Here is a 13607-nt window from a genome sequence, read left to right on the forward strand (position 1 = left end):
ATGTTACAATTACAAGGATGAAATAAACCCGAAAGAAGGGGAAAAACAGCCGGATGCAAAATCAACAAACAAGACAACTTACTAATGGCGCAATGATGGCAGCATTCTTTGCTGTATTGCTTGCAGCCTCAGTATACGTACCTCTTTTAAATGTTATCACTACCCTATTCTTAGGCTTGCCGATTGCGTGGTACAGCGCAAAATATCCATGGAAACCCAGCTTGCTTTTAGCAGTTGTCAGCTTGGCCCTGTCTTTTATCGTCGGTGGCCTCCTATCGCTGCCGCTGGCACTTGTTTACGTGCCGCTTGGTCTTTCTATCGGGCTTTCCATCCATTACGGAAAAAGCAAACTGTTCATGTTCCTATGTTCAGGCCTTGTTCTGCTTTTTACCACTATTTTGCAATACGTAGCATCGATTTTTCTGTTCGGCATTAACGTGCTGGAAGAATCAATTACTATGATACAGGAATCGTATGCACAAGCCGGAGCAATGCTGGAGCGCTTCGGGGCTTCTGCAGACCAGACGGAACAATACAACGAAGCAGTCAAAGAAATGGTAGTTTTAGTGGAAACGCTATTGCCGACTTTACTTGTTGCTTCCGTCTTTCTGATGGTTTGGTTTACGCTATTGTTTTACTTACCTATATTAAAACGGATTGGTACGGATGTGCCGAAATTTCCGCCTTTTTGGGATATGAAGCTACCGAAAAGTATATTATGGTATTATTTAATCGTGTTGCTGGCCTCCATACTGTCTGATTTTCAGCCTGGAACAATGGCATATATGATGTTTATGAACGCTTACGTGCTGCTTCACATGCTGCTATTTTTGCAAGGGATATCGTTTTATCACTTTTATGTTAAGCAGGAAGGCTGGCCAAAGTGGGTGACGGTTATCGTTACCATTCTGGCTTTTCCGCTGCAATCGTTTACGAGTATAGTCGGAATCGTGGACCTCGGATTTGATATCCGGGGATGGATTAAGCGGGCACACGAGTTCAAAGGAAAATGAGGAGCTGAAGAATAATGTCGGCTTTTTTTAGAAAGAGGAAACTTCGATATCCGCTTATTGCGCTATTGCTGCTTGGCTTAGCTGCGGCGATTCTGATTTCACGTTGGTCGGAATGGATAGCAGGAATTTTTGTCTTGTTGTTCGGTATTGCCCTTGCCACTGCATGGGTAATGGAGAAGAAAACCTATGAAGCGACTGAAAAACATATTGAAACGCTGTCTTACCGCATGAAGAAAGTTGGGGAAGAAGCGCTGCTTGAAATGCCGATCGGAATTTTACTGGTAAATGAAAATTTTGATATTGAATGGGCCAACCCATATATGACTTCTACATTGGAATACGATACATTGATCGGCGAGTCCTTATACTCTTTGTCGGAAGATTTTCTGCCTTTGACGACGTCTAATGAAGCAACAGAGATGACTATTACACTGGGTGGCCGTAAGTACCGGGTGTATTATAAAGTGAATGATCGTCTGTTTTATTTGTTTGATATTACGGAGCAAGTAGAAATTGAGACATTGTATTACGCGGACCGGACGGTAATTGGGATTTTGTTCATCGATAATTATGATGAACTGTCGCAAGGAATGGATGATCAAACCCGCAGCAATTTAAATAGCCTGGTCACGTCCTTGATCAACAGCTGGGGAGCGAAACACGGAATCTTCGTCAAACGTGTCCAGTCAGACCGGTTTATGGCGATTTTCAACGAATCCATTTTAAAAGAGCTGGAAAAATCGAAGTTTGCCATTTTGGATGATATCCGCGAAGTCACCTCAAAGGACAACTTGGCATTGACGCTGAGTATCGGTGTAGGGGCTGGATCTGCGTCGCTTGTTGAACTTGGCAGCATGGCACAGTCCGGTTTGGATCTTGTGCTTGGCCGAGGCGGCGATCAAGTGGCGATTAAGAACCCGAGCGGCAAAGTGAAATTTTACGGCGGCAAAACAAACCCGGTCGAAAAACGTACAAGAGTAAGAGCACGTGTTATTTCCCATGCATTGCGCGATTTGATCCAGGAAAGTGACCAAGTTTTTATCATGGGCCATAAAATGCCGGATATGGACGCTATAGGAGCTGCTGTCGGGGTAGCGAAAATGGCCGCAATGAACAAGGTCAAAGGCAGCATTGTATTGGATTTCGATGAATACGACCGCAGCGTTATGCGATTGATGAACGAAATCGAAGAAGATGCGGACTTATTCAACCAATTCATCACTCCTGAAGAAGCGCTGGCATCTATGACGGACAATTCACTGCTCGTTATCGTGGATACCCACAAGCCTTCCATGGTTATCGACGAACGGCTGCTTCAGCGGATGGAACGTGTAGTTATCATCGACCATCATCGAAGAGGCGAGGAATTTATCACCAATACAATGCTCGTTTACATGGAGCCGTATGCTTCATCTACGGCTGAACTTGTGACTGAGCTGATTGAATACCAGCCGAAGCATGAGAAGCTATCGATGCTTGAAGCGACTGCGATGCTTGCCGGGATTATCGTTGATACAAAAAGCTTTACACTTCGCACGGGGGCCCGTACATTTGAAGCAGCTTCTTATTTACGGGCAAACGGCGCCGATACGGTTCTTGTCCAGCGGCTCCTGAAAGAAGACTTGGATACGTACTTAGAACGCGCAAAAATCGTCCAGACAGTCGAATTCGTAGCCGATGGCATCGCAATCGCCAAAGGCGAATCTGGAAAAACCTACAGCCCTGTGCTGATTGCACAGACGGCCGATATTTTATTGACGATGAAAGATGTCAACGCTTCTTTCGTCATTGCAGAACGCGGAGAAAGCGGCGTCGGCATCAGCGCCCGTTCACTTGGAGAAGTGAATGTGCAGCTCATCATGGAACAGCTTGGCGGCGGCGGCCATTTGACAAACGCCGCGACTCAACTACCGGATGCAACGGTCCAAGAAGCGGTTGAATTGCTGAAACATGCGATTGAGGAACATTATGAAGGAGGACAAACCGAATGAAAGTTATATTTTTAAAAGATGTAAAAGGCAGAGGCAAAAAAGGTGAAATCAAGAATGTGGCAGATGGTTATGCGCATAACTTCTTATTGAAAAACAACTATGCCATTGAAGCCAACCAAGCGGCTATCAGCCAGTTGGACGGACAGAAGAAAAAAGAACAGAAGCTGTCTGAACAGGAACTGCAGGAAGCAAAAGGGCTGAAAGACAAGCTTGAAGCTTTGACAGTTGAATTGAAAGCAAAATCAGGCGAAGGCGGCCGATTGTTTGGTTCAATCACAACAAAACAAGTGGCAACCGAATTAGAGAAAAAGCATGGCATTAAAATCGACAAACGCAAAATGGAGTTGGATGATGCTATCCGCTCGCTGGGTTATACGAATATCCCGGTAAAAATCCATCAAGAAGTAACAGCTACGCTCAAAGTCCACGTAACTGAAGAAGCGTAAGGAGATGCACCGATGAACGAAACGATAGATCGAGTTCCTCCGCATAACCAAGAAGCCGAACAATCGGTTATTGGCGCCATTTTTCTAGAGCCGCAATCGCTGATTACTGTAGCGGAAATTGTTATGCCGGAAGATTTTTACCGCATTTCGCACCAAAAAATCTTCCAGACGATGCTGACGCTGTCAGATCAAGGCAAAGCAATTGACGTAGTAACAGTGACAGAAGAGCTGTCTGTTAAAAAAGAATTAGAAGATGTCGGCGGATTGTCTTATTTGACGGAAATCGCCAATGCAGTGCCAACGGCGGCAAACGTTGCGCATTACGCCCATATCGTAGAAGAAAAGGCGCTTTTGCGCCGGCTCATCCGAGTGGCGACATCAATTGTGGAAGATGGTTTTACGCGTGAAGACGAAGTAGGCGCATTGCTGGCTGAAGCAGAGAAAAAGATGATGGAAGTGTCAAACCGGAAAAACGCCGGTGACTTTATCCATATTAAAGATGTATTGGTTAAGACATACGACAACATCGAGTTGCTGCATACGCGTAAAGGAGACGTTACAGGGATTCCTACAGGCTTCCGGGATCTTGATAAGATGACAGCCGGGTTCCAGCGAAACGACCTGATTATCGTGGCTGCACGTCCTTCTGTCGGTAAAACGGCTTTTGCCTTGAACGTCGCGCAAAACGTGGCGACAAGAGCGGATGAAAATGTTGCGATTTTCAGTTTGGAGATGGGCGCCGAGCAGCTAGTCATGCGGATGCTTTGTGCGGAAGGAAACATCGATGCGCAAATCATGCGGACCGGTGCGCTTCAAAACGAAGATTGGCGAAAATTGACGATGGCAATGGGGAGCCTCTCCAATGCAGGGATTTTTATTGACGATACACCGGGCATCCGGGTCAATGATATCCGGGCAAAATGCCGTCGATTGAAACAGGAGCACGGCTTAGGCATGATCATGATTGATTATTTGCAGTTGATTCAAGGGCCGGGGCGTGCAGGGGAAAACCGCCAACAAGAAGTATCCGACATTTCCCGATCTTTGAAAGGGCTGGCACGTGAACTGGAAGTTCCGGTCATCGCTTTGTCTCAGCTATCCCGTGGAGTGGAGCAGCGGCAAGACAAACGGCCGATGATGTCGGATTTGCGGGAATCCGGAAGTATCGAGCAGGATGCCGATATCGTTTCCTTTTTATACCGTGAAGATTATTATGACAAAGAAACCGAAGACCAGAACGTGATTGAGATCATTATCGCGAAACAGCGTAACGGTCCGACCGGTACGGTGAAACTGGCTTTTGTAAAAGAATATAACAAATTCGTCACCATCGACTGGAGTCAGCACGAAGGAGCAGACGGATACTAAACACGAACGTTTAATGTGAAAACACATTATTGCGTTCGTGTTTTCTTTTGATTTTGATTGACTGAAGCGCTTTTCATTGATACAATTAACACGGTTTGAGATAGGGCATATGCCTAACGGAGGTGCGGACGATGACATCAATCGTAGTAGTAGGAACGCAATGGGGAGACGAAGGAAAAGGGAAAATCACCGATTTTCTATCTGAACACGCAGAAGTGATTGCGCGTTACCAAGGCGGGAACAATGCCGGACATACCATTATTTTTGGCGGCGAAACGTACAAATTGCATTTGATTCCTTCAGGGATTTTCTATAAAGACAAAATATCCGTGATCGGCAACGGCATGGTTGTTGATCCAAAAGCGCTTGTAAATGAACTGAAAGGTTTGCATGCACGCGGCATTACGACAGAGAACTTGCGCATATCCAACCGCGCGCACGTTATTCTGCCTTACCACATCAAGCAGGATGAAGTAGAAGAAGCACGCCGCGGCGCCAATAAGATCGGAACAACCGGAAAAGGCATCGGGCCAGCTTATATGGACAAAGCAGCGCGTGTCGGCATCCGCATGGCGGATCTTTTGGACCATGAAGTGTTCGAAGAAAAGCTTCGCATGAATTTGAATGAGAAAAACCGCATGTTCGAGAAGTTTTACGAAACAGAAGGATTCACGGTTGAAGAAATTATGGAAGAGTACTATTCATATGGCCAGGAAATCGCGAAGTATGTAACTGATACGTCAAAAGTATTGAACGACGCAGTGGACAATGGACGCCGAGTATTGTTTGAAGGTGCCCAAGGGGTCATGCTGGATATCGACCAAGGTACATACCCATTCGTTACATCATCCAACCCGGTAGCGGGCGGAGTTACAATCGGAGCCGGAGTCGGACCGACTGCCATTCAACACGTTATCGGTGTATGCAAGGCTTACACATCGCGTGTTGGCGACGGACCTTTCCCGACTGAATTGTTCGATGAAGTTGGAAACCAAATCCGCGAAGTCGGAAAAGAATACGGAACGACAACAGGTCGCCCGCGCCGCATCGGCTGGTTTGACAGTGTAGTGGTTCGCCATGCAAGACGCGTCAGCGGCTTGACAGATCTTACCGTCAACTCGATCGACGTATTGACTGGTTTGGAAACAGTCAAAATTTGTACAGCTTACCGCTATCAAGGCGAATTGATCACGGAATACCCAGCAAACTTGCGTATGCTTGCAGATTGCGAACCGGTATACGAAGAGCTTCCGGGCTGGTCAGAAGATGTAACAGGATGCAAATCTTTGGATGAGCTTCCTGTAAATGCCCGTCATTACTTGGAGCGCATTGCACAACTTACCGGTGTACAGATTTCCATTTTCTCAGTAGGGCCAGACCGCAATCAAACAAATATCGTCACTAGCGTTTGGCGATAAGTTCATTCGATAAATAGAAAGCTGAAACCGTTATTCGGTTTCAGCTTTTTCATTTTTATTGAAGTATAAAAGTGCGCTGAAGTGAGAAGAAAGGGTTGCTGGCAGTCCTTTTTAGATTATCGCAACAAAATGTACACATATTGCTTACTGGGTTTTTCTTCAATATGACAAATATGACAAAGGAAAAACGCTTTTCTAATCAGTAAAAAAAGAGAAGAAGAAATTTTAGGTATTTCAACTGACCTTGATCAAGCGTTATCCCGACTGAATAGAAATTATTGCCTCTAATAATACGGTTTGTTTACGGATTCTCCAGACCCGTTGTTTTGAAATAAGAACGTGTTAGAGTGGGAAAGGTTATCCAAAAATAGACTTTACTAGCGGCGTTGCTGCAATCACGGAAGGGGTCACGCAAGAAGCAATGAATTACACTAATAAAACGGGTATGCTCATCAGCAGCTCAAATGGTTTCAAAACAGCTATAGCAGCTGTTTTGCTGTTGGCCAGTTTTACGGTCCATCCGGCATCTGCTGAACCAACAGAAAATAATAAGCTGAAAACAATTTATCATTTATATACTAGCGGCGAGTATATCGGCGCAACAGCACATGCAGAATCGATCGAAACGGTAATTGAGGAAAAAATTGAAAAGGTGGATGTTCCTGTGGAGGATTTGAATCTGCAGGAAAGCGAAGATTTTCAAGTGATAGAAGAACGGGTTTTTGAATCGGTTCTTCCAAATGAACAGGAAACGATTGCAAATCTTAATGAGAAATTGGCCATTAGAGCGGCAACGTTTACGCTGGCAGTAAATAATAAAATTGCCGTCTATTTGAAAGACCTGGAGGCTTACGAAGAGACTGTCCGCAGGCTGAAGCTTGCTTACGTTTCTCCGGAAGAGCTTGAAGCGTGGGAAGTTGCCCAAGATTCTTCAGAAGCGCTGCCGGAACTGGAAGCAGGGGGAACCCGCATCACCGGCTTATCGTTCAATGCAAAAATTTCCGGGTTATCTCAACAAGCGGCACCAGAACAAGTGGTGACTGTAGACCAAGCGGTTGATATTCTATTAAACGAACATAAAGTGGCAGTCAACGTCAGAAAAGAACAAAAGGTTGAAGAAGTTTATAAGCATGACATCAACGAGAAAGAAGATGGAAATCTTTTTATTGGTGATTCAAAAGTTGAAGTTGAAGGTAAAGACGGCAAGAAAGAATTTACCTTCGCAATCCAAGAGGAAAACGGCAAAGAAGTGGCACGGGAAGAAACCGCCATGGAAATTACCGAGAAGCCGGTCGGCGAAGTGGTCCTAAAAGGCACGAAAGAGCTTCCGTCTGTCGGGGCAGGAAAGTTTGAATGGCCAGCAGAAGGCGGATATATTTCCAGCAAGAGAGGAAAGCGCTGGGGACGGTGGCATAACGGCATCGATATTGCCCGCCCGGATGGCTCGGCCATAAAAGCGGCTGACCATGGTATTGTAAAAGCTGTAGGACCGGCGGGAACACTTGGCAACCACGTTATCATCGATCACCAAAACGGCTATGAAACAATCTACGGCCATTTGAAATCAATTGATGTGAAAAAAGGACAAAAGGTTCAAGCAGGAACAAAGCTAGGGAAGATGGGTTCTACTGGCCGCTCTACCGGCATTCACCTGCATTTCGAAATTTCATTGGATGGCAAAACAAAAAATCCATTAGACTATATCAATTAAAAATTGAGAGACTGGCCTTATTTTGCGGCTGGTCTCTTTTGCATCCACCATTTATTTCCCGGGAAATACCCTGTAGAGAGTAAGAGGTGCGAAACCGCTCCAACAGTGATAAAGTATAGGGAGATATGAATAAGAAACGGGTAGAATTTCGCGCCGAAAAAGCGGGGAAATAGAGGGGAGAATAACGATGAGCAAAACGATTTTAGTTGTAGATGATGAAAAGCCGATTGCAGACATTCTGCAGTTTAATTTGAAAAAAGAAGGTTTTGATGTGGTATGTGCTTATGATGGCGATGAGGCAATCAAATTGGCAGGAGAAGTTCTGCCGGATTTGATGTTGCTTGATATCATGCTGCCAAACCGTGACGGAATGGAAGTATGCCGCGAAATCCGCAAAAAGTTTGATTTTCCGATCATTATGTTAACTGCGAAAGATTCGGAAATCGACAAAGTGTTGGGTCTTGAACTTGGTGCTGATGATTATGTCACTAAGCCATTCTCGACCCGTGAATTGATTGCACGGGTAAAAGCAAACTTGCGCCGCCAGAGCGTTGTGCCGATTGACGATGAAGCACCGCAGTCTAATGACATTCAAGTTGGTTCTTTGACGATACAGCCGGATGCTTATTTAGTCCTGAAACGCGAAGAAACCATCGAATTGACGCATCGTGAATTTGAATTGCTTCACTATCTTGGAAAACACATCGGCCAAGTGATGACCCGTGAACATTTGCTTCAGACAGTTTGGGGCTATGATTATTTCGGGGATGTGCGGACAGTGGATGTTACAATCCGCCGTTTGCGTGAAAAAATTGAAGATAATCCAAGCCATCCGTCGTGGATAGTAACACGCCGCGGGGTGGGGTATTACTTGCGAAATCCTGAACAGGAGTAGAATAAATGCAGAAAGTTAGTTTTTTTAAATCGATTCATGTGAAATTTGTGCTGATTTACATCTTGCTGATCGTTTTGGCGATGCAGATAATCGGCCTTTATTTTGCCCAGCAACTCGAAGAAACGCTCAGTGAAAACTTTCAGAACTCCATTGAAGACCGAATGAACATTATCGAATTCAGTGTTCGGGAAGAAATGGTCAAAAACCGGACCGATGAAGATTTAACTTTGGAACAAAGCCTTCGTTCTGTCTTGAACGGGTTTCAGTCAGAAGACGTCAACGAAATACGTGTGATCGATTCACGGTATAACATCTTGGCATCTTCTGAGGCAGATAACCAAGTTCTGGTCGGCCAGCGCTCGACGCATGAATTGGTTCGGCAGTCGATGACCGAGGAAGAAGTAAAAGAAAGAACATATGTTACGAGAGAACGGCCGAATGACCGGGTATGGGTCCTCGTCCAGCCAATCAAAGCGTCGGGCGGGGAATTGCTCGGTACACTTTATATTGAAGCTGTTATTGAAAACGTCTATGACCAAATGGATGAAATCAATTCCATCTTGGCCGGCGGTACAGCTATTTCGTTGCTGATAACGGCCATCCTGGGCGTGTTAGTTGCCCAAACTATTTCCCGGCCAATATCGGATATGCGCAAACAAGCGCAAGCTATGGCAAAAGGCAATTTCTCCAGGAAAGTACGGGTTTATGGGGACGATGAAATCGGCCAGCTGGCAAGAGCATTTAATCACTTGACCAACCGGCTGCAAGAATCCCAGCAATCGACGGAAAGCGAACGGCGGAAACTCGCTTCTATCTTGTCGAATATGACAGATGGCGTTTTATCGACTGACAGAAGAGGGCGCGTCATCTTGATCAACGATCCAGCGCTTAGATTATTGGATGTTTCACGTGAAACTGTCATTAATCGTCCATTAACAATGGTATTGGGATTGGATTCTGAATATACATTTGAAGATTTGATTCATTTGAAAGAAACCATCACGCTCGATTTCAGCACGAAAGAACAAACTACCTTGCTGCGGACCAGCTTTTCGGTCATCCAAAAAGAAACTGGTTTTGTAAATGGTTTAATTGCTGTTCTGCATGACAACACGGAACAGGAAAAGATCGACATGGAACGCCGGGAGTTTGTGGCGAATGTTTCCCATGAATTGCGGACGCCGTTAACGACGATGCGCAGTTATTTGGAAGCTCTCGCTGAAGGTGCTTGGCAAGATCCGGATCTTGCACCAAACTTTTTGAACGTGACGCAAACCGAAACCGAGCGGATGATCCGCCTTGTCAACGATTTGCTTAAGCTCTCAAAAATGGATTCCAACGAAACCGAGATAAACAAAGAAATTATTGAGTTTAATCGTTTCTTTAACCGGATTATCGACCGCTTTGAAATGTCAAAATCTCAAAACGTACATTTTGAACGGCATTTGCCGGAAGAACAGTATTTTGTGGAAATTGATCCGGATAAATTGACGCAAGTAATCGATAACATTATTTCGAATGCATTGAAGTATTCACCGGAAGGCGGAACGGTTCGCTTTGCAATGACGGTGGAAGAAGGGGCGCTGCAGATCCGGATCAGTGATCAGGGGATGGGCATTCCAAAAGAAAATATCGAACGGATCTTTGACCGTTTCTACCGTGTAGACCGTGCACGTTCCCGCGAAATGGGCGGCACCGGACTAGGTTTGGCCATTTCAAAAGAAATGATCCACGCACACGGAGGCTCTATTTGGGCGAAGAGCGCGTATGGAAGAGGAACAACGATTTTCTTCACTTTGCCTTTTGAGATCGATGATGGAGGTGAGTGGGAATGAAATACGTTGAGCAAGTAAAGTCGATTGTTTTGTTTTTGCTTATTCTTCTTAGTTTCGCTCTGACTTTCACAATTTGGACGTTTACCCCGTCGTTCGACCCGATTGAAACAACACCTGCAGTAGATGTTTCGATTGGGGAAAAAAGAACCGTTGAACAAGTAGTTCGGCCGATTAAAGTGCTATACCATCAAGAAGACAGCGTGACAGGGACAACTGACAGGAAGCGCATCGATCCGCTTCTCGCTACGATGAAACTATGGCAAATCCACGATATGACAGAAAAAGAGAAGGACGCATCGGCGGAAACCCTGCAATCTTATATGCATGAGCCAAACCGCGTCGTATTGTATTATCCAGGCACTGTCCCGTTGCCGGTATTCGATGCCATGGTAAACATTACAGATGAAACAATTCCGGAAGCTTCTTTTGACAGGGTAGTAATAGAATTTGCAACTGTCGAACAGGCCCAAATCAGAATTTATTTCATCAATTCGGTTTCTGGCAGAGTTTACGAAGGAAGCGTATCGGTGAGCGAACTTGGCAAGTTTGAAAACAATATTCTTGAAGCGGCGAAAGAAGTTTACGTGACCGATGAAGAGCTTGGCACTTTGCCTATTTATGTGGCGGAAAAAGAGCAGGAAAAATTGGTCTATCCTTATCTTTTAGAGGAAGTAACACCTGAAGACTTCCGTTCTGCACTTTTTGAAAGTACAGCTAATGTGGATTCATCCGGTGATGCAACAAATGAAAAATATACCGATGGCACCGGCGCAATCATGCGGTTTGATGCTAACCGGAAAAGCATGAGCTTTGTCAAACCAAGAGCTGAAACATCAGATCCAGGAATCCCATCAGAGTTGATTTTCAGTACAATCGACTATGTTAACGACCATGGTGGCTGGACTAACGATTATCGCTTTTTCGGCATTGAACCGCTTACGCAACAAGTCTATTACCGATTATTTTTGGACAATCTTCCAGTGTTCAGCACATCGACTGCCACGGAGTTGGAAATGAAGTGGGGCATGATTAACGGAACGGAACAGATTTTCCGCTATATCCGGCCGTATTACATCCTGCAATCAACTGCGCAAACCAGCACAAAAACGCTTGAAGCGGGAACAACTGCACTTGATGCCGTCAGCCGTTTGAACGAAGAACAACGGAAAAAAGTAACTGAAATTATGCCGGCGTATGAATTGGCACAAACGAGTGAAAAGTTGATTACGTTTGAAGCAGCTTGGTATTATAAAATCGACGGGAATTGGCTAAAGCTCTCTAAAGAAGCACTAGGAGGTGGGAAAATTGGATTGGAGTAAAACCAAAACTATTTTCATCATCGTCTTTTCTATTATGAATGTCTTTTTGTATTCTTTGTATTTGGACCGGTATACGGAGTATGAAAAAGTGGAAGTGCTTGGGAGCGATTCGTCATCGATTGAGGAAAAACTAAAGGAAGACAATATTTCCTACGGTAACCTTCCGATGAAAGTGGATCCTGAACCATACGTTAATGCTCAAATTCATATGTTCAAAAACAGTGAAATTCCTTATGGCAATCAGCAAGGACGTCTCGAGAAGAACAATTTATTGCATGTGAATTTTAGAAAACCTATGCCATTAGAGGGTGAAGTAAGCAAAGAAACCTTGTCTGCCTTTGTTGAGGAGAATGTTTATCAAGGACAGGAGTATGTTTTTTGGAAAATAAACAGTAAAGAAAACAAGGCAATCTTTTTCCAGAAAGTTAATGGCAAAACCTTGTACTATAGCGATAACGGACGAGTGACGATTTATTGGAACAAAGCCGGTCAAGTGACGGGCTTTGAACAAACAGTCTATGAAAAAGTAGAGCTGGGTGAACAACCGAAGGACTTGATTTCTCCTATTCAAGCGATTTATACGCTTTATACGAGAGGGGTTTTGCCGGCAAATTCAACCATCGATACGGCAGAAGTCGGCTACTCCGTATATGTCCAAGTTTCCGAAAACGCCCGCATGTTCCTGCCGACCTGGCGCATAAGCGCAACACTTGCAGATGGAACGAAAGAAGAGTATTTTATAAATGCAGTAAATAACGGCATTGTTGAATTAGAAACAGAAGAAGAGGAAGAAGTAGTAAAGTAGGGAGTTTTTCATATGCGTTTTAGTGTATTAGCAAGCGGCTCAAGCGGCAATGCTATTTATATAGAGAATGACCAGCACTCGTTTTTGGTGGATGTCGGCTTAAGTGGCCGCAAGATGGAAGAGCTGTTTGCTTCCATCGGCAAAAAAATGAGCAGCTTGGATGGCATTCTTGTGACTCATGAGCACAGTGATCACATAAAAGGCATCGGTATTGTGGCGCGCAAATACAATGTGCCCATTTACGCCAATGAGAAAACGTGGGCGGCGATGGACGGGCTTGTAGGAAACATTCCGGCAGATCAGCGTTTTCACTTTTCAATGGATACCGTCAAGACCTTTGGTTCGATGGATATCGAGTCGTTCGCTGTGTCTCACGATGCAGCCGATCCGATGTTTTATGTGTTTCATGAGAACGGCCGTAAATTGGCGCTTATCACCGATACGGGTTATGTCAGCGATCGCATGAAAGGCGTCATTCAAGCAGCGGATTCGTTTGTATTTGAAAGTAATCACGATGTGGGGATGCTGCAGATGGGCCGCTATCCATGGTCGGTCAAACGGCGGATTTTAAGCGATGTCGGTCACGTGTCGAATGAAGACGCGGCAGTGGCAATGAGCGAAGTGATGGCGGAAAAGCCGACGCGCATCTATTTGTCGCATTTGAGCAAAGACAACAACATGAAGGATTTGGCGCGCATGAGCGTGGAGCAAACCTTACAGACAAAAGGCATCATTGTCGGTGAATATGTCGATTTGATCGATACCGACGCAAATGTGCCGACGCCTTTGGTGACGGTTTAAGAGAG

11 protein-coding genes are annotated in these 13607 nt (G+C 45.0%); all 11 read left to right on the forward strand.

All coding sequences use genetic code 11. The features are described 5' to 3' along the window. Positions 1–53: 53 nt before the first annotated feature. The 11 genes from B0H99_RS09045 (at position 54) to B0H99_RS09095 (ending at position 13602) form a co-directional block, all read left to right on the forward strand. Positions 54–1013 (forward strand): YybS family protein, encoded by a 960-nt coding sequence (locus tag B0H99_RS09045; RefSeq protein ID WP_106533342.1) that lies wholly within the window; start codon positions 54–56, stop codon positions 1011–1013. A 14-nt stretch (positions 1014–1027) separates the two neighbouring features. Further along, positions 1028–3004, forward strand: coding sequence for a DHH family phosphoesterase (locus B0H99_RS09050; RefSeq protein WP_106533343.1), 1977 nt, complete (start codon positions 1028–1030; stop codon positions 3002–3004). After that, positions 3001–3450: a 50S ribosomal protein L9 gene (rplI, locus tag B0H99_RS09055; protein ID WP_106533344.1), complete on the forward strand. Its 450-nt coding sequence runs from the start codon at positions 3001–3003 to the stop codon at positions 3448–3450. The genes B0H99_RS09050 and rplI overlap by 4 nt, the downstream gene beginning before the upstream one ends. A 12-nt stretch (positions 3451–3462) precedes the next feature. Then, positions 3463–4818 carry a replicative DNA helicase gene (dnaB, locus tag B0H99_RS09060; protein ID WP_106533345.1) on the forward strand — a complete coding sequence of 452 codons (1356 nt, stop codon included), beginning with the start codon at positions 3463–3465 and terminating at the stop codon, positions 4816–4818. 131 nt (positions 4819–4949) lie between these two features. Next, complete coding sequence (locus B0H99_RS09065) at positions 4950–6236, forward strand: adenylosuccinate synthase (RefSeq protein WP_106533346.1); 1287 nt, start codon at positions 4950–4952, stop codon at positions 6234–6236. A gap of 421 nt (positions 6237–6657) precedes the next feature. Next, a complete protein-coding gene (locus B0H99_RS09070; protein WP_106533347.1) occupies positions 6658–7947 on the forward strand; it encodes a peptidoglycan DD-metalloendopeptidase family protein in 1290 nt (429 codons plus the stop codon). Between the two features lie 187 nt (positions 7948–8134). After that, positions 8135–8842 carry a response regulator YycF gene (gene yycF, locus B0H99_RS09075; RefSeq protein ID WP_106533348.1) on the forward strand — a complete coding sequence of 236 codons (708 nt, stop codon included), beginning with the start codon at positions 8135–8137 and terminating at the stop codon, positions 8840–8842. A gap of 5 nt (positions 8843–8847) precedes the next feature. Next, positions 8848–10677: a cell wall metabolism sensor histidine kinase WalK gene (gene walK / locus B0H99_RS09080; protein ID WP_106533349.1), complete on the forward strand. Its 1830-nt coding sequence runs from the start codon at positions 8848–8850 to the stop codon at positions 10675–10677. Next, complete coding sequence (locus tag B0H99_RS09085) at positions 10674–11996, forward strand: YycH family regulatory protein (protein WP_106533350.1); 1323 nt, start codon at positions 10674–10676, stop codon at positions 11994–11996. Before walK ends, B0H99_RS09085 begins: the two co-directional genes overlap by 4 nt. Then, the gene (locus tag B0H99_RS09090; RefSeq protein WP_106533351.1) at positions 11983–12801 is read left to right on the forward strand and encodes a two-component system regulatory protein YycI; all 819 of its coding nucleotides are present in this window, start codon (positions 11983–11985) and stop codon (positions 12799–12801) included. Before B0H99_RS09085 ends, B0H99_RS09090 begins: the two co-directional genes overlap by 14 nt. Before the next feature lie 12 nt (positions 12802–12813). Further along, the gene (locus B0H99_RS09095; RefSeq protein ID WP_106533352.1) at positions 12814–13602 is read left to right on the forward strand and encodes an MBL fold metallo-hydrolase; all 789 of its coding nucleotides are present in this window, start codon (positions 12814–12816) and stop codon (positions 13600–13602) included. The last annotated feature ends 5 nt before the right edge of the window (positions 13603–13607 follow it).

The organism is Planomicrobium soli (assembly GCF_003014655.1).
In the GTDB taxonomy this organism is placed as follows: Bacteria; Bacillota; Bacilli; order Bacillales_A; family Planococcaceae; genus Planococcus; species Planococcus soli_B.